General features: G+C 74.3%; 11 protein-coding genes. 4 read left to right on the plus strand and 7 right to left on the minus strand.

The genetic code is table 11. The annotated features are described in order from the left end of the window. Window positions 1-31: 31 nt before the first annotated feature. The gene (locus ABD080_RS04435; protein WP_343904636.1) at window positions 32-1,219 is read left to right on the plus strand and encodes an MFS transporter; all 1,188 of its coding nucleotides are present in this window, start codon (window positions 32-34) and stop codon (window positions 1,217-1,219) included. On the opposite strand, the gene ABD080_RS04440 is transcribed toward ABD080_RS04435, so the two are convergent. Together ABD080_RS04440 and ABD080_RS04445 are read right to left on the minus strand one after the other, a co-directional pair. Then, window positions 1,216-2,202: a Gfo/Idh/MocA family protein gene (locus ABD080_RS04440; protein ID WP_343903780.1), complete on the minus strand. Its 987-nt coding sequence runs from the start codon at window positions 2,200-2,202 to the stop codon at window positions 1,216-1,218. The genes ABD080_RS04435 and ABD080_RS04440 overlap by 4 nt on opposite strands. Continuing rightward, window positions 2,196-3,209: a Gfo/Idh/MocA family protein gene (locus ABD080_RS04445; protein WP_343903781.1), complete on the minus strand. Its 1,014-nt coding sequence runs from the start codon at window positions 3,207-3,209 to the stop codon at window positions 2,196-2,198. The genes ABD080_RS04440 and ABD080_RS04445 overlap by 7 nt, the downstream gene beginning before the upstream one ends. A gap of 114 nt (window positions 3,210-3,323) precedes the next feature. Between ABD080_RS04445 and arfA the strand changes: the two genes are divergently transcribed. Then, entirely contained in the window at window positions 3,324-4,856 is a 1,533-nt protein-coding gene (gene arfA / locus ABD080_RS04450; protein WP_343903782.1) for an arabinosylfuranosidase ArfA, read from the plus strand. Here the strand turns inward: arfA and ABD080_RS04455 are convergent. After that, complete coding sequence (locus ABD080_RS04455; RefSeq protein ID WP_343903783.1) at window positions 4,819-5,883, minus strand: MFS transporter; 1,065 nt, start codon at window positions 5,881-5,883, stop codon at window positions 4,819-4,821. The two genes, arfA and ABD080_RS04455, sit on opposite strands and share 38 nt — an antisense overlap. Before the next feature lie 6 nt (window positions 5,884-5,889). On the opposite strand from ABD080_RS04455, the gene ABD080_RS04460 reads away from it, so the two are divergent. Continuing rightward, window positions 5,890-6,633, plus strand: a complete 744-nt coding sequence (locus ABD080_RS04460) for a hypothetical protein (RefSeq protein ID WP_343903784.1) — start codon at window positions 5,890-5,892, stop codon at window positions 6,631-6,633. Here ABD080_RS04460 and ABD080_RS04465 read toward each other — a convergent pair. Both ABD080_RS04465 and ABD080_RS04470 read right to left on the minus strand, forming a co-directional pair. After that, window positions 6,623-9,793 (minus strand): GH36-type glycosyl hydrolase domain-containing protein, encoded by a 3,171-nt coding sequence (locus ABD080_RS04465; RefSeq protein ID WP_343903785.1) that lies wholly within the window; start codon window positions 9,791-9,793, stop codon window positions 6,623-6,625. The genes ABD080_RS04460 and ABD080_RS04465 overlap by 11 nt on opposite strands. Continuing rightward, a complete protein-coding gene (locus ABD080_RS04470; RefSeq protein WP_343903786.1) occupies window positions 9,790-10,848 on the minus strand; it encodes a LacI family DNA-binding transcriptional regulator in 1,059 nt (352 codons plus the stop codon). Before ABD080_RS04470 ends, ABD080_RS04465 begins: the two co-directional genes overlap by 4 nt. 206 nt (window positions 10,849-11,054) lie before the next feature. Between ABD080_RS04470 and ABD080_RS04475 the strand changes: the two genes are divergently transcribed. Then, window positions 11,055-13,439: a beta-galactosidase gene (locus ABD080_RS04475; RefSeq protein WP_343903787.1), complete on the plus strand. Its 2,385-nt coding sequence runs from the start codon at window positions 11,055-11,057 to the stop codon at window positions 13,437-13,439. Window positions 13,440-13,457: 18 nt separating this feature from the next. Here the strand turns inward: ABD080_RS04475 and ABD080_RS04480 are convergent, their stop codons facing one another. Together ABD080_RS04480 and ABD080_RS04485 are read right to left on the minus strand one after the other, a co-directional pair. Then, window positions 13,458-15,422 (minus strand): ABC transporter ATP-binding protein, encoded by a 1,965-nt coding sequence (locus tag ABD080_RS04480; protein WP_343903788.1) that lies wholly within the window; start codon window positions 15,420-15,422, stop codon window positions 13,458-13,460. A 1-nt stretch (window position 15,423) separates the two neighbouring features. After that, window positions 15,424-16,359: an ABC transporter permease gene (locus tag ABD080_RS04485; RefSeq protein WP_137769350.1), complete on the minus strand. Its 936-nt coding sequence runs from the start codon at window positions 16,357-16,359 to the stop codon at window positions 15,424-15,426.

A 16,359-nucleotide genomic window follows, 5' to 3' on the forward strand; every position in this document is an offset into this window, starting at 1 on the left:
CGCCCTCCGTGACCCCCATTCGCGGCCCTACCTGCTCACCGCCGGCCTCTCGATGATGGCGGACAACATCGAGCACGTCATCACCTACTGGTTCCTCTGGCAGGCCTTCCACTCCCCCGCGCTCGTCGGCTTCCAGGTGATCAGCCACTGGCTGCCGTTCCTGCTGTGCTCGGTGTGGTTCGGCGAGCTCGCCGAGCGCCACGACTGCCGCCGGATCATCCAGATCGCCCAGGGGCTTTTCGCCTTCGTCTCCGTGGCCTGGGGCGTCCTCTTCCTCACCGGCACGCTGACGATGTGGGAGGCGTGCATCCTGCTCGTGCTGCACGGCTGCGCGGGCGCCCTCTGGGGACCGGCGGAGCAGCTCATGCTCCACGACTTCGCCGAGGGGCGGGAGCTGCCCGGTGCGGTGCGGCTGAACGCGACCTTCAAGAGCCTCGGCGTGCTCGCCGGGCCGATCGTCGGCTCCGCGCTGCTGCTCGCCCTGGGCCCGGCGATCGGGATCCTCGTGAACGTCCTGTTCTACCTGCCGATGACCCTGCTCATGCTGCGCACCCCCTACACCGGGCACACGCGCGACGGCGTGGTCCGACGCGAGCGGCTCGGCCCGCTGCGCTCCCTCGCCGTGCTGCGCACCGTCGCCGGGGACCGCGTGCTCGTCGCGATGATCGCGCTCGGCGGGCTCATCGCGGTGGGCGTCGGCTCCTCCCTCCAGGTCGCCATGCCCTCCCTCGCCGACGCCCTCGGCGCCGGGGACGCGGGCGCCGCCTACGGCCTGCTCCTCTTCGCGAACGGCGTGGGCGGCGTGGTGGGCGGCGTGCTGCTCGAGGCGACGGGTGTGATCCGGCCCAGCACCCGCGCCGCCGTCGTCGCGACCTTCCTCTTCGGCGTGACCACGATCGTGGTGGCGACCTCCCCGAGCTTTCTCGTCACCGTGCTCGCGCTCGTCATCGGCGGCGTCGCGAACATGGCCTCGATGACGATCGGCCAGGCCGTCGTGCAGCTGCGCGCGCCGGTCGACCAGCGCGGCCGCGTGATCGGCGTCTACAGCATGCTCACCACGGGTCTGCGCACCGGCAACGGGATCACCCTCGCGGTGCTCGGCTCCCTGATCGGCGTGACCGGGACCGTGCTCGTCGGCGGCGGCGTGCTCGCCGTCGGGGCGGTCGTCATCGCGGCGCTCATCGCGCTGGCGACAGCCCGACGGCGCGCGGCGGGCTAGAGCGCGGCGAGCGGGACCGGCTGCCCCGTGCGCACCGACTCCTGGGCGGCGGCGACCACGCGCGTGGTGCGCAGGCCCACCTCGCCCGTCGGCTCAACCGCCTCACCGGCGCGGACGGCGCCGAGGAACGCCTCGAGCAGTGCCGCGTCGAGGTCCGTCCCGTAGGGCAGCCAGCGGCCGGGGCCGCCCACGTGCTGGGCGAAGGCGTCGATCTGCAGCTGCCCGCCGGTGCCCACGGCCTGCAGGGTGAGCCCGCCCCAGGTGGGGGCGTCCGCCGGCTGCGACCACGAGCAGTCGATCGTCGCGACGAGCCCGCCCGGGTAGGTGAGGGTGACGAGGCCGCCGGTCTCCGCGTCCCCTGCCCGGTCCTCCCAGAGGATCCGGTTGGTGACGGCGTGGACCGTCTCCGGCTCGCCGAGCAGCGAGTCGAGGATCTGGGCGAGGTGCACCGTGTGGTCCACGAGGGCGCCGCCGCCCGCGAGCTCCGGGTCCGCGAACCAGTCGCGGCCCGCGGGCAGCTTGCCGTTGTTCGTGCCGGTCAGCCCGATGACCTCGCCGAGCGTGCCGTCGGCGGCCGCCGTGCGGAGCGCCGCGACGGCCGGGGAGAAGTGCACGGGGAAGGCCGTCATGAGCACGACGCCCGCATCCCGGCAGGCCGCGACCATCTCCTCGGCGTCCGCGACGGTGGTCGCGAGCGGCTTCTCGCACAGCACGTGCACACCGCGCCGCGCGGCCTCGAGCACGAGGTCGCGGTGGTGGGCGTTCGCGCTGGTCACAACGATCGCCTCGGGGCCGTCGGCCCAGCGGTCCCAGGCCTCCTCGTAGGAGCCGACGACACTGCCGGCGCTCACGTCGCCGAAGCCGTCCGGGTCCGCGACGACGAGGTCGACGTCGTCCCGGTTCTCGAGCAGCGCGGCGTAGCCCGCGGCATGGGTGTGGGCGCAGCTCATGAGCGCCACGCGGAGGGGGGTGGGGGTCAGCATGCGATGCTCCGTCCGGTGCGCAGGGACTGCAGGGCCGCGCCGGCCACGCGCACGGCCTCGGCGCCGTCCGCCCCGTCCACGCGCGCGGCGCCGCCGCCGGTCAGGGCCGCCACGAAGTCGAGGATCTCCTCGGCGTAGGGGCTGGGGAAGGTCGTGACCTCCGGCAGGAAGCCGTCGCCGGAGGCCTGGCGGGCCGCCGCGACCGCGTCGAAGGTGATGCCGGAGTCGCCCGCGGAGTCGTAGCGCAGGCGGCCGCCGGAGCCGGCGAGGTCGAAGGTGTAGCGGAACGCGGTGCCGGGCGCGCCCCACAGGCCGCGGCAGTGGCTGATCGCACCCGAGGCGTGGGTGAGGACCACGTGGGCCGTGCGCACCTCGTCCGTCGCGGCGGCCGTGTGCTGGCGGGCGTGGACGTTCACGGCAGGGCCGGCCATCCACAGCGCCTGGTCGATGTCGTGGATCATCTGGTCCATGACAATGCCGCCCGAGAGCGACTCGTCCCCGAACCAGGGCTGGCGCGGGAAGGATCCGGTGCGCTCGAAGCGCAGCACGGCGATCTCGCCGATCTCGCCTGCGTCGATCGCCCGCTTCGCGGCCGCGTACTGCGGGAAGTAGCGGACGACGTGCGCGGGCAGCAGGCGTCGGCCCGCCCGCTCGGCGTGCGCGACGAGATCGTCGGCTTCCTCCGCGGTGAGCGCGATCGGCTTCTCGCAGACCACGTCGAGCCCCGCGTCGAGCGCAGCGTGCACGATCGCGCCGTGCTCCGGAGTGGGGGTGCAGACGTCGACCACGTCGACGGCCGCGAGCAGGGAGCCGAGGTCCGCGTGGACCCGCGCGCCGAACTGCGCGGCGAACTCCTCCGCGCCGGCGACGCTGTGGCAGTGCAGCTCGGCGCCCGCCTCGACCCAGCCGGGGGCGTGGGCGCGGGAGATGCCGCCGGTGCCGACGATGCCGACGCGGAGCGGGGACGAATGCTGGTCAGGTGCCGGGTCGGCGCTGATCTGGGGCATGGGTCGAACCTATCGCGCAGCGGGCATCCCTGGCCCGGCGTCCGCAGGTCCCACTAGGGTCGATGCACACGACCCGGTCGCGCCTCCGACGCCGCGCGGCCCGAGGGGTCACCGATGGCCCTGCACGGCACGATCCATCTCCACCCCGCGCACGTCGTGGGACCGGTGCGGCGGCGCACCTTCGGCAGCTTCGTCGAGCACATGGCCCGCTGCGTCTACACCGGCATCCACGAGCCCGGCCACCCCCTCGCGGACGCCGACGGCCTGCGCACCGACGTCCTCGCCCTCACCCGCGAGCTCGGCGTGAGCAGCGTCCGCTACCCCGGCGGGAACTTCGTCTCCGGCTACCGCTGGGAGGACGGCGTCGGCCCCGTCGAGCAGCGGCCGCGGCGCCTCGAGCTCGCCTGGCACTCCACCGAGACCAACGCCTTCGGCCTCGACGAGTTCATGACCTGGGCGGACAAGGCGCAGGTCGAGCCGATGTACGCGGTGAACCTCGGGACGCGGGGCACGCAGGAGGCGCTCGACGTGCTCGAGTACACGAACGCCCCCACCGGCACCGCCTGGGCGGATGCCCGCGCCGCGAACGGCCACGAGGAGCCCTACGGGATCCGCATGTGGTGCCTCGGCAACGAGATGGACGGCCCCTGGCAGATCGGCCACAAGACCGCCGAGGAGTACGGCCGGCTCGCCGCGGAGACCGCGCGAGCCATGCGCCGCATGGACCCCGACCTCGAGCTCGTCGCCTGCGGCTCCTCCTTCCCCTCGATGCCGACCTTCGGCGCCTGGGAGCAGGCGGTGCTCGCCGCCGGCTACGAGGCGATCGACATGATCTCCGCGCACATCTACTTCCGCGAGGACCATGCGGCGAACCAGGCCTCCTACCTCGCCGCCGGCGAGGAGCTCGACGACTACCTCGACGCCGTCGTCGCCGCCTGCGACCACGCCCGCACCCTCGGCAAGCACTCCAAGCGGATCATGATCAGCGTCGACGAGTGGAACGTGACGAACGCGAGCCGCGGCGGCGACGCCGGGGAGGACCCGAGCGGTGAGGACTGGCCCGAGGCGCCCGCCTTCGCCGAGTCGACCTACACCGCGCAGGACGCCGTCGTCGTCGGCAACCTGCTGATCTCCCTGCTGCGGCACACGGATCGCGTGGCCTCTGCCTCCCAGGCGCAGCTGGTCAACGTGCTGGGCCCGATCCGCACCGTGCCCGGCGGCCCCGCCTGGCGGCAGACGATCTTCCACCCCTTCGCCCTCACCTCCCGCCACGTGAGCGGGCAGGTGCTCACGACCGTGAGCGAGTCGCCGCAGCGGGCGAACCCGCGCCGCGGCGGCACGAGCCCCGTGCTCGACGCGGTCGCGACCTGGGACGAGGGCACCGGCTCCCTCGTGGTGCTCGCCGTGAGCCGTAGCCGCGGCCAGGACCTCGAGGTCGCCGTGCCGCTCGGCGCGTTCGGGGAGGACTTCGCGGTCCAGGAGGCGGTGGTCCTCCACGACGAGGACCCGTACGCGGTCAACACGGCCGACGATCCCGACCGCGTCCTCCCCCGCCCGCTCGCGGGGGCACGGATCGAGGAGGGCACGCTGCGGGCGACCCTCCCGCCGATCAGGTGGGCGATGATCCGGCTGGGCCGGCAGGGCTGACCGTCGGCCCCGTCCCCTCCTTCTCGCGGAACAGGGTCGCGAAGAACAGCGCCACGCCCACGGCGAGCGCGGCCGGGATCAGCCAGATCGCCCGCCAGGCATGGGTGCCGTCGGCCGCGAGGAAGGCGTCGACGATGGGCCCGGAGATCAGCGAGCCGATCAGCAGCGTCCACTTGATGCCGAGCTTCTTCAGCATGAGCGGCATGATCAGCAGGAACAGCGCCTCGGAGACCTGCCCGAGGGACTGCACCGCCGCCGCGGACCTCACCCCGATCTCGTTGAGGTAGAGGTTGGTGAAGTTGTAGTAGAAGGCCAGCGGGATGCAGATGAGGATCGAGGAGAGGAAGAAGACGAGGAAGGAGCGGCTCCTCAGCAGGGCGAGGGCGTCGAGGCCCAGCACGTCCCGCACGGTCGCGCGGCCCTGCGCCGGCTGCGGCGGCGTGTGCGGGAGGGTGAAGGCATAGATCCCCAGCAGCGCCGAGCCGATCGCGGCCATGACGAAGGTGTTCGCGAGCGCGCCGCCCGCCTCCCAGCCGAGCCAGCCGATGAGCAGGCCCGCGATGATCCAGCCGATCGTGCCGAACACGCGGATCGACGGGAACTGCTTCTCGGGGCTTGCGAGGCGCCGGAAGGAGATCGAGTTCGCGAGCGCGAGGGTGGGCATGAAGGACACCATCGCGAGCAGCGCGAGCACGAAGAACGGCCCGAACTCCTCCTGCCGCCCCGCGAGGAACAGCATGACGGCGCTGACCACGTGCAGCACGCCGAGGATCCGCTGGGCCGCGAAGAAGCGGTCCGCGATGAGGCCCACGATGAACGGGGCGAGGATCGCGCCGAGGGACTGGGTGAGGAAGGCGAGGGAGATCTGGCTGCCGCTCGCCTGCAGATCGGTCGCGAGGTAGGTGCCGAGGGTGACGAACCAGGCGCCCCAGACGAAGAACTCCAGGAACATCATCGTCGAGAGCCGCGCACGGGTGAGGAGGTCGAGGTCCATGCCCCAGGAATCCAGCCCGGCACAGGGCACCATGGGGGCATGATCGACGACGAGCATCCGCTGCTGACGGCGCTCACCGGGCAGTGGGTGGAGGCCGCCGACCCGGCGCCGCAACCCGTCCTGGTGACGAGCCGCGCGGCCGTGCTGCACGGTGACCTGCGGGGGCCGAGCGGCGCTCCCACCAGGGACGACGCCCGCGTGCTGGGCGCCTTCGTCACCTCGAGCGTGCTCGCCGCCGACGGGACGCTGACGCTCCTGCTCGCCGATGCGGACGGCGGCCGGCCGATGCCGCTCGCGGTCGCCGCGCCCTGGGGCCTCGCCCTTCCGGACGGCTCCGCCCTCGCCGCCGCGGAGGACGGCCGGATCGGCGTGCGTCCCGGGGATCCTGCCCCGCGCTTCGCGACCCCCGCGGCCATGGCGGCGTGGGCGGCGAGCGACCCGGACGAGGTCGAGCTCGCGGTGCTCGAGGCGGGGCTCGACGACTGGGTGACCCCGGGGGACGTCGTCGCCGAGCTCGTGGAGCGCGACGTGCGGGACCCACGGGAGATCGCCCGCCACGGCGCGGCGGCGCTCGCCCGCCTCGTGGCCCGCGGGGACCTCGAGGCCGGCTCGATCGGCGAGCAGGGCTTCACGCCCGCCGCTGAGGGACGGTCCGCCTCGATCGAGCACGTGGCGGCGCTGTGGCACACCCTCGGCGGGATCGGGAGGCGGCCGGGCCCCGGTCAGATCGCCTGGTTCGCGATCACCGACCGGGGCCGGTCCCGCGTGGCCGTCAGCCGGTGACGACCTCGAGGCGGGAGCCCGCGCGCACCCGCCCGCGGTCGATCGCGACGCCCGCGGCGCGGTAACGGCGCTCGAGGCCGCGCACGCCCTCGCCCGCGAGGTCGATCTCCTGCCCGTCGATCCGGAGGGAGCGCACGCCGCAGCCCGTCGCCCCCACGGTGACCTGCACGGTGATCATGCCGCCGTCAAAGGGGACCTCGGCGGTGGTGTCGTCGAGCGCGGCCGGCAGCACCGGGTCGATCTCGAGCCGGCCGGCGCGGGCGCGCACGCCGAGCACGTCCTCGACGACGAGGCGCAGCAGCAGCCCCGGGCCGGAGGAGTAGACGCGCCAGCCGCCCTCGAAGCCCGTGGACTCCTCGAACAGCGCCGCCCCGTTCCTCGCGGCGACGTAGCGGTCCGGGAAGACGGCGTCGGAGCTCGAGTAGTAGCAGTTCGCCTGCCGGGGCCGGGCCCCGCGGATCCGCTCGGTGACCCCGATCGGGACGGCCTTCAGCAGCTCCTGCCAGGCGCGCTCCGCCTCGCCCAGGCGGGTGAGCGCCTCGATGAAGCGCAGGTGGGAGTGCATGTACATGAGGCCGATCTCGCGGCCCCAGAAGGTCGCGGTCTCCGCCCGCTGGAAGACCTCCATGACGCCGCCGTGGTACTCGACGGGATGGTCGAAGAGGTACACGCCGGTGGGGCCGGCGAGGTGCTCGTCGATGAGGTCGAGGTGGTGGCGGGCCTGCTCGGGCGTGAGCAGCTCGTCGGTGAGGGCGTGGATCATCTGCAGGGAGCCGTGCTGCAGCCCCGTGGTGGTGTCGGTGGGGTGCACGAGGTGGCGCAGGCGCCCCTCCTCGAGCCAGCCGTAGCCGGCGAGCTCGCCGTCGACGAGCAGCAGCTCCGCGAAGGCCTCCGCGGCGCCCGCGGCGATCGTGCGGCAGCGCTCGACGAGCGCCGCGGTCTCCTCGCCGGCGTGCTCGGCGAGGGCGTCGGCGAGGCCGGTGAGGGCGGTGATCTCGAGCTCCGTGGTCCACGTGGAGCACAGGTGGCGGGCGAGCTCGGGCCGCGCGGGCTGGAGGGAGTCGTTCCAGTCGCCGTGGCCGTAGGCGGGCAGGCGGGGGTCCTCGGTGCGGGCGCCCTCGATGTGGGCGACGGCGCGGGTGAGGTGGTCGAGCACGCTCGTGGGCGCCCCCATCGCGGCATCCCCCACCCAGGGGGCGGTCTCGCCGAGGATGCTCGCATCGCCGGTCGCGTCGAGGTACTCGCCGAGCGCGCGCAGCGGCCAGTAGACGACGTCGCCGTGGCTGTCGCGCAGGCCGGGGCCGGCATGCCCGGGCAGGTAGTCGAACCACTGCGGCCAGGTGCCGTCCTCCTGCTGGGCGCCGAGCACGGAGAGCAGGGTGCTGCGCAGGGCCGCGGGCTCATCGGTCGCGAGCAGCAGGCCCAGCGGGCCCTGGCACACGTCGCGGGTGCCCCAGGCGCCGCCGCTGTACTGCTCGAGGCCGCGCGGGGAGCGGAAGTGCACGGCGGCGTTCTGGGCGAGCCAGGGCAGCATCTCGCCGACCGCCTCCGCCTCGGCCGTGGCGGCGCCCGTGAGAGCGGGCAGGCGCGGGGCGTAGGCGGGCTCGGACTGGGAAGAGCCGAGCAGCACCTCAGCGGTGCGGGCGGTGCCGAGCGCGGCGGTGCGCAGGCCGCTGCCGTGCTCGCGGGCGTCGGCGAACAGGGCGGCGTCGCCGTCCACCGCCACGGGCGCGCCGTCGGCCGTGACCTGCAGCGCGAGCTCCTCGGAGCCGTCGACGACGAGCAGCAGCTCCCCCGCGGTCGAGGTGATCGTGATCCGGGCGGCGCCGGGCAGCTCGACGGCGGAGCGCACCTCGATCCCGCCGTGCTCGGTGACGTAGCGCCAGGTGCTCGCGGCGGCGGCGGTCGACCAGGCGGAGGGCACGCCGAGCAGCTCCCAGTCGCCGCCCTCGGCCCGGTGCAGCAGGCGCACGCCGCTGCGGCGCTCGAGGCCCAGGTAGGAGCGGCGCACGGTCGTGGTCTCGCCGCTCGAGGCGTGCCCCTCGGTGAGCTGGGAGCAGAAGACGCCCCGCATCCAGACGGTCGAGGCGACGGTCGCGAGATCGGCGACGGCGCCCGCGGTGGCCTGCTGGATGTGGCCGTGGGGGCGCAGCACGTCGCGCTCCTTCGCGGCGCTGACCACGTGACCGGTGGGGCCGAAGCCGGAGAGCAGACCGGAGCGGCCCTCCTCGACGAGGCGCAGCTCGCCGCCCGCGAGATCCTCGAGCAGGGCGCGGTCACCGGGGTGGACGGGCAGCTCGGCGGCGAGGGCGAGCAGGCTCGCGGCGAGGGGCGTGCCCGGCTCCGCGTCGGGGAGGGCGGGGAGCTCGAGGCCCTCGCGCACGGCGAGCACGAGCTCGGCGTCCGCCGCCGACGTCGCCTCGGGGTGGTCCGCGACGACGGCGCCCCAGAAGCTCGTCACCTGCTCCTCGCCCGGGGCGAGGGTCACGGCGGCGGTGCGGAGGGCGGCGAGGGTGTGCTCGTGCTGGAGCCGCTCGGAGGGCAGGTCCAGCGCGGCGTCGAGGCCGGAGCCGGTCGCACGGTCCACGAGCTGGAGGGCGTCGGTGCCCCACTGGGCGACGGGGGCGTCGGCCCCGATCACGGCCCAGGGGACGTCGCCGGCCGGCATGTTCTGGCGCACCGCGAGGGCGAGGGTGCCGCCGGGCAGGTCCACGGGCGTGAGGTCGAGGTACTGGGCGACGTACTGCTCGTTCCTCCGCACGGCGTCCATCGCGGTCAGCGCCACGTCGAGGGTGTGCAGGAGGTCCGCCTCGACCGCCTCGGCGCCCTCGTTGCGCAGCGCGACCGTCCACGCCCAGCCGGCGCCGTCGGCCGTGGCGGCGAGGCGGGTGCGGGCGGTGAGGACGCCGTGGGTGGTGGTGACGGTGCCGCCCGCGGTGATGCTGCCGCCGCTCGCGGGGCCGGTGAGCGGGGCGGCGGTCCAGGCGGCGTCGCCGGGGCGCCGGTGGCGCAGGTGCACGCCCGCGGGACCGGAGCCGGCGGCGGTCGCGGGGTACTGGAGCAGGCTGAGGCCGGCGGCGTCGAGGCGGGCGGCGTCGCCGGCCTCGGTGCGCTCGAGGGTCACCGGGAGGGTGCGCACGGCGGTGGTGGAGGGGGTCACGGGGTCTCCTGGGGAGCGGGGGTGGGGGTCAGCTCCTCGCCGTCGCCGGGCGCGGCGCAGCCGCAGCTGGACCGGTGGACGATGCGGGAGTCGAGCACGACGGGCTCGGGGTCGGGGTCGGCGCCGTCCACGAGCTCGGCGAGGCGGCGCGCGGCGAGCGCCCCGAGCTCCTCCACGGGCTGGGCGACGGTGGTCAGGTCGGGGCGCACGTAGCGGGCGGCGTGGACGTCGTCCCAGCCCACGACCGCGATCCTCGCGGGGACGTCGACGCCGAGGTCCTGCAGCTCGTGCTGGACGGCGAGGGCGAGCTCGTCGTTGCCGCACACGAGGGCGTCGATGTCGAGGCCCTCGGAGTGCAGCTCGCGGGCCACCTCGGCCCCCTCCTCCTCGACGGGGTCGACGGCGAAGGTGGCGACGGGCTCGAGGCCGGCGTCGGCGAGGGCGCTGCGGAACCCCTCGTGGCGGGCGCCGATGTCGGAGTCCGGCTCGGGGCGGCCGACGAAGGCGAGGCGGCGGCGGCCGGTCTCGATGAGGTGCGCGGTGAGGCGGGCGGCGGTGACGGTGTTCTCCGCGTAGAGCGCGTCGCGGCCGGGAATGCGGCCGCGGGCGGCGACGACGACGGGACGGCGGGCGGCGATCTCGGTGATGAGGGCGTCGTCCACGGCGCTGCGGGCCATGAAGGCGACGCCGTCCACGTTCCCGGCGAGCCGGCGCACGGCGCGGTCGGGGTCGGTGTCCGGGCCGGCGAGGTCGAGGACGACGGAGAGGCCCATCTCGCTCGCGGCCATCTCGAAGCCGACGAGCACGGCGGCGTAGTAGGGGCCGTCGATGTGCGGGAGCACGAGGCCCAGGGCGTTGGTGCGCCGCCCGGCGAGGGCGCGGGCGGCGCCGTCGGGCACGTAGTTGAGCTCGCGGGCGGCGACGAGGACGGCCTCGCGGGTGCGGGGGGCGACCTTGTCGCTGCCGCCGAGGGCGCGGGAGACCGTCGCGGTGGAGACGCCGGCGCGCTGGGCGACGGCGTAGATGGTGGCGGCGCGATCGGGGGTCCGATGCATGCTCCTCACCTTCCTGGGGCGTGTGCTGCGGGTGGGGTCCGGGGCGGGGGTCATGGGGTCCCGCCTGGTGGCCTCGTGCTTGCGCTCCCGGAATGGAAGCGCTTACATAGTCTCACGGTAGACGAGGACGCCTCCCGCGTCCACGTCGCCCACCTGACGGCGGGGTCCCTGGTCCCACGCCACCCAGCCACGGACGGGACACCCTCATGATCACCATCGACCGCCGCCGGATCCTCGTGGACGGCCGGCCCCGCCTGGTCCTCGCCGGGGAGATCCACTACTTCCGCCTGCCCCGCGACCAGTGGGCCGCGCGCATCGAGCAGCTCCGCGCGGCCGGCGCGAACGCCGTCGCGAGCTACCTCCCCTGGATCTGGCACGAGCTGCCCGGCGGCGACCTCGACGTCACCGGGGACACCCGCCCCGAGCGGGACCTCGGCGCCTTCGTCGACCTCTGCGCGGAGGCCGGGCTGTGGTTCATCGCCCGTCCCGGCCCCTTCCAGATGGCCGAGCTCAAGAACGAGGGCCTCCCCCACCGCCTCTACCGCGAGCACCCCGAGATCGTGCCCGTGGGCTGGGACGGCACGCCCGCTCCCACCGCGGCCGTCGATTACCTCGCCCCCGCATTCCTCATCGAGGCCGAGCGCTGGTACGACGCCGTCCTGCCCGTGCTCGCCCCGCGGCTGGCCACCCGCGGCGGCCCCGTGATCGCCGTCCAGCTCGACAACGAGATCGGCATGCTCGCCTGGGTCTCCAACTCCCCCGACCTCACCGACCACCTGCTCGCGGACCTCCGCACCTGGATCCTCGAGCACCGCGAGGACGCCGCTGGGACCTACCCCGCGATCACGGAGGGGGCGGACGCCTGGGCGCGCGCCGTGCGCAGCCCCGAGGAGGCCTGGGCCGGGCCGCTGCGTGTGGACCTCACCCGCTTCATGCGCGGCCGCTTCGCCCGCTACGTCGGCCGTCTGCGCGCGGCCGCCGAGGCCCGCGGGATCACCGGCGTGCCCTTCCTCATCAACATCCACGGCACGGGCGACGGCTCCGGCGAGCCCTTCGGGATCGGCATCAGCCAGCTCGAGGAGACCTACGCCGGCCTGCCCGGCATGGTCTCCGGCTCGGACCACTACACGGGCGACATGACCCTGGACACCACCACGGACCTCTACGTCATGAACGCCCTCCAGCAGGCGGTCCACGACGAGGACCAGCCGCTCACCTCCCTCGAGTTCGAGGCCGGGACCGGCGACTACGGGGACGGGTACGAGCGTCTCGCCGAGCCCTCCACCGCGGATCTGAAGTCCCGCCTCTTCGTCGCCCAGGGCAACCGCCTGCTGAACCACTACCTCTTCGCGGGCGGCGTGAACCCGCCGCTCGAGGAGGCCCTGGGCGACGGCAACGACCGCCTCGCCTTCACCGGCGAGCGCCACGGCTTCGCCGCCCCGATCACCCCCGAGGGGCTCGAGGGGCCCGCCTACGCGCCGCTCGCCGCGTCGATCTCGCGCCTGCTGCTGCACGAGCGGCACCTCGCGAGCGCCGTCGAGGAGCTCGACGACCTCGCCCTCGGCTTCGTCGTGGACTCCTACGCGACCGAGTACGCCCACCCCCGCAGCGCGCTCATGCAGGAGGTCGTCGAGGACCTCCGCGCGCACCGCGGCGCCGGGCAGCGCAAGGCCCTCGCCCGCAGCGCCCTGCTGCGCGGGCACCGCTTCGACGCTGTGGACCTGCGCCGCCCGCGGCCGCGGCCGGACGGCGAGGGCCGGCGCGTGCTCATGCTCGCCGCCTCCCGCCACCTCGACCCGCTCGTGCAGAGCCACCTCGTCGAGCACGTGGAGGCGGGCGGGAGCCTGCTCCTGCTGGGCCCGCTGCCCGAGAGGGACCTCGAGGGCCGCCCCTGCCGGATCCTCGCCCGCGCCCTCGGCGTGCAGGCCGGGGAGCTGCGCCGCGACTCGCCGCACCACTACCCCTCCGTGCGCGGGGAGGCCGCGGCGGCGGCGCTCGGCGAGACCCGCGTGTCCTGGTTCCAGGAGCTGCGGGTGCCCGCGGGCACCGCGCTGCTGCGCACCGTCGACGGGGAGGTCTGCGGGGCCGACGTCACCGTCGGGACGGGCCGCGCGGTGCTGCTCGCGGCGGGCCTGCCCTCGCACCCGCGCCTGTTCGGGGAGCTGCTCGAGTCGCTCGGATCCGGCCGGGGCCTGGCCCTGACCAGCGACGTGCCCGGCGTGTTCGCGCTCAGCACCCGCGACGAGGAAGGCGGGCGCATGCTGCACCTGCTCAACGTCACCGGCTACCGGCCGCGCGTGCGGATCGTGCTCGACGGCGAGGAGATCGACCTCGAGCCCGCCCCGCACACCGGCTACCTGCTCGCCCGCGGCCTGCGGATCGGCGGGGTCGAGGTGTTCGCGGCGAACGCCGAGATCGACCACGTCGGGACGGGAGTCCTCGGCTTCGACGCGCCCGCCGGACCGCGGGCGCGGATCGTGCTGCGCACCGACGCCCCGGTCACCGCGGAGGGCCCCGGCGCCCGCGCCGTCCGCACCGGGGACGGGGTCGTCGTCACGGCCGACGGCCCCGTCCGCGTGCACCTCGGCTGAGCTCCCCATCCCGGGCCCCTACGGCTTGTAGATGTCCGCGAAGGGGTTCGGGATCGCGTCGAGCAGGCGCCGCGTGTACTCGTCCTGCGGGTCGCGGATCACGTCGATCGCGATCCCGTGCTCCGCCACGCGCCCCTGGTTCAGCACGACGACGTCGTCCGCGAGCATGCGCGCGGAGAGCAGGTCGTGGGTGATGTAGAGGATGCCGACGTCGGAGTCCGCGACGAGCCGCTGCAGCAGGTCCAGCACCTCCGCCCGGATCGACACGTCCAGGCTCGAGATCGGCTCGTCCGCGATGATCAGCTCCGGCTCCGCGGCGAGCGCCCGGGCGATGACGACGCGCTGGCGCTGCCCGCCGGAGAGCTCGAAGGCGTGCCGGCTGCGGTAGCGGCGCGCCGGGGTCAGCGCGACCCGCTCGAGCAGCTCGTCGATCGCGGCGCCCAGCTCCGCCCGGCCCATCTGCCGGTGGTTCCGCAGCGGCCGCGACAGGATGTACTCGAGGGTCTTGTTCGGGTTCAGCGAGGAGTACGGGTCCTGGAAGACCATCTGCACGAGCGAGCGGTAGCCGCGCAGGCCGCTCCCGCCCAGCGTGCCGACGTCGACGGGCCCCTGCCGGCCGTGGAAGGTGATCGACCCGGAGGTGGGGCGGTCCACGCCCGTGATCATCCGGGCGAGCGTCGACTTCCCCGATCCGGACTGGCCCACGAGCGCCGTGACCATGCCGCGGCGCAGCTGGAAGCTCACGCCGTCCACGGCGAGCGTCTCCCGCCGGCGCAGACGCTGGCGGGAGCTGAACACCTTGGTCACGTCGGCGACGTCGAGCAGGACCTCCCCGCGCAGCGCCTCCGTCGTCTCCCCCACCGACTTCTCGAAGGCGGGACCGGCGAAGCGCACCGTCCGCTCGGGCAGGCCGGGGGTCCCCGGCTCCGTGCGCTGCAGCAGCGCCCCGTGGCAGGCGGCGCGCGGCGGCCGCCAGGTTCCGGCCGCGTCCAGGCGCAGCGCGGTCACGGCGCCCTCGGTGCGGGTCGTCGGCATCTCCACGAGCGGCGGCGCGTCCGTCAGGCAGCGGTCGATCCTCTCCGGGCAGCGCGGCGCGAAGGGGCAGCCCTGCAGCGGCTGGGAGAGGTCCGGCGGCCGGCCCGGCACGTAGGTGATCCGCACGGTCTCCTGGCGGGGGTCGCCGTAGGAGCCCAGCAGGCCCTTCGTGTACGGGTGCAGCGGCTCGCGCAGCAGGTCGTCGGTGTCGTGCTCCTCGACGATCCGCCCCGCGTACATGACGAGGATGCGGTCGGAGAGGTCCATGACCGTGCCGATGTCGTGGCTGATGAACAGCACCGCGAAGCCCTGCTCCGCCTGCAGGCGGCGCACGCCCTCGAGGATCGAGCGCTGCACCACGACGTCCAGGCCTGTCGTCGGCTCGTCCAGGAGCACGAACTTCGGGTCGTTGGCGAGGGCGAGGGCGAGGTTCACGCGCTGCTTCATGCCGCCGGAGAGCTCGTGCGGGTAGGCCCGGATGAACCGATGGTCGATGAGCACGAGGTCGAAGAGCTCCTTGATCCGCTCGACGACCTCCCCGCCGCGGCGGGAGGAGTGCAGCTCGATCGCGTCGCGGAACTGGTCCTCGACCCGCACCACGGGGTTCAGCGCGTTCATCGAGCTCTGGAAGACGGTCGAGAAGTCGCGCCAGCGGTAGGGGCGCAGCTCCTCCTGGCTCATGCTCGTGATGTCCATGCCGTCGAAGCGGATCGTGCCGCCCGTGATCGAGCCGGGTCGCTCGGTGAGCCGCAGCACCGCGGTGCCGAGCGTCGACTTGCCCGAGCCGGACTCGCCGATCAGGCCCACGAACTCGCCGGGCCGGATCGAGAAGGACACGTGGTCCACGGCGTCCAGGGCCGGGTGCAGCTTCGGGGCGTAGCGGACGGTGAGGTCCTCGACCTCGAGGATCGGGGTCACGTCGTCGGGCGCGGATGCGTGGCGGTCCATGTCAGCCGTCCTCCCGCAGGTGCGGGTTCGAGATGAGGTCGATGCCGAAATTGATGAGGGTGAGCGCCATGATCAGGCCGGACAGCGCGAGGCCCGGCACCAGCAGCCACACCCACAGCCCCTGCGCGAGCGCCCCCTGCAGCTGGGCCTGGTAGAGCATGGTCCCCCAGGAGACGGACTCGGTGTTCCCGAGCCCCAGGAAGCTCAGCCCGGCCTCCGCGCCGATCGCGCCGGTCGCCGCACCGAAGAAGCCGGCGGCCACGAGCGAGGTCATCTGCGGGAGGATCTCGCGGGCGATGATCGTGGGCGTGCGGTCCCCCGCGAACTTCGCCGCGGTGACGAAGTCGCGGTGGCGCAGGGTGATCATGAGGGCCCGCTTCGAGCGGGCGGCGCCGGCCCAGGAGATGATCCCGATGATGAGGATCGTGAACCAGATCGAGCGCACCTCGGAGTACGCCATGAGGGTGATGATCAGCGGCAGCGTCGGCACCACGAGGGCGACGTTCGTGAGCAGCGAGAGCACGTCGTCGATCCAGGTGCCCTCGAAGTAGCCCGAGGTCAGGCCGATCACGAGGCCCACGGCCGTCGCGAAGAGCCCGCCGAACAGGCCCACGACGAGCGAGACGCGGGTGCCCCAGATGAGCTGGCTGAAGATGTCCGCGCCCTGGGTGGTGGTGCCCATGAGGTGCTCGCCGCCGGGCAGCAGCACGGGCGCGAAGCTCGTGTCGTCCCCGCGGTACGGGGCGATGACGGGCGCGAGGATCGCGAGCAGCACGTACAGGCCCAGCAGCACGATCCCGGCGCGGGCCTTCCTCGAGGACCACAGGATCCGGAACCAGCCGGGCCCGTGGTCGATCCGGTCCGTCTGCTCCGCCTCGGCGAGCGCGAGATCGGCGACGTCGGGGGCCGGGGTGGGGTTCGAGGGGTTCTCGCTCAT

The organism is Brachybacterium rhamnosum, assembly GCF_039526185.1.
GTDB classification, from domain to species: Bacteria; Actinomycetota; Actinomycetes; order Actinomycetales; family Dermabacteraceae; genus Brachybacterium; species Brachybacterium rhamnosum.

What these genes read in the sequence shown, in the direction of transcription:
- ABD080_RS04440 (WP_343903780.1), bottom strand. Translation starts at nt 2,202, where the DNA reads ATGCTGACCCCCACCCCCCTCCGCGTGGCGCTCATGAGCTGCGCCCAC.
- ABD080_RS04445 (WP_343903781.1), bottom strand. Translation starts at nt 3,209, where the DNA reads ATGCCCCAGATCAGCGCCGACCCGGCACCTGACCAGCATTCGTCCCCG.
- arfA (WP_343903782.1), top strand. Translation starts at nt 3,324, where the DNA reads ATGGCCCTGCACGGCACGATCCATCTCCACCCCGCGCACGTCGTGGGA.
- ABD080_RS04455 (WP_343903783.1), bottom strand. Translation starts at nt 5,883, where the DNA reads ATGGTGCCCTGTGCCGGGCTGGATTCCTGGGGCATGGACCTCGACCTC.
- ABD080_RS04460 (WP_343903784.1), top strand. Translation starts at nt 5,890, where the DNA reads ATGATCGACGACGAGCATCCGCTGCTGACGGCGCTCACCGGGCAGTGG.
- ABD080_RS04470 (WP_343903786.1), bottom strand. Translation starts at nt 10,848, where the DNA reads ATGCATCGGACCCCCGATCGCGCCGCCACCATCTACGCCGTCGCCCAG.
- ABD080_RS04475 (WP_343903787.1), top strand. Translation starts at nt 11,055, where the DNA reads ATGATCACCATCGACCGCCGCCGGATCCTCGTGGACGGCCGGCCCCGC.
- ABD080_RS04480 (WP_343903788.1), bottom strand. Translation starts at nt 15,422, where the DNA reads ATGGACCGCCACGCATCCGCGCCCGACGACGTGACCCCGATCCTCGAG.
- ABD080_RS04485 (WP_137769350.1), bottom strand. Translation starts at nt 16,359, where the DNA reads ATGAGCGAGAACCCCTCGAACCCCACCCCGGCCCCCGACGTCGCCGAT.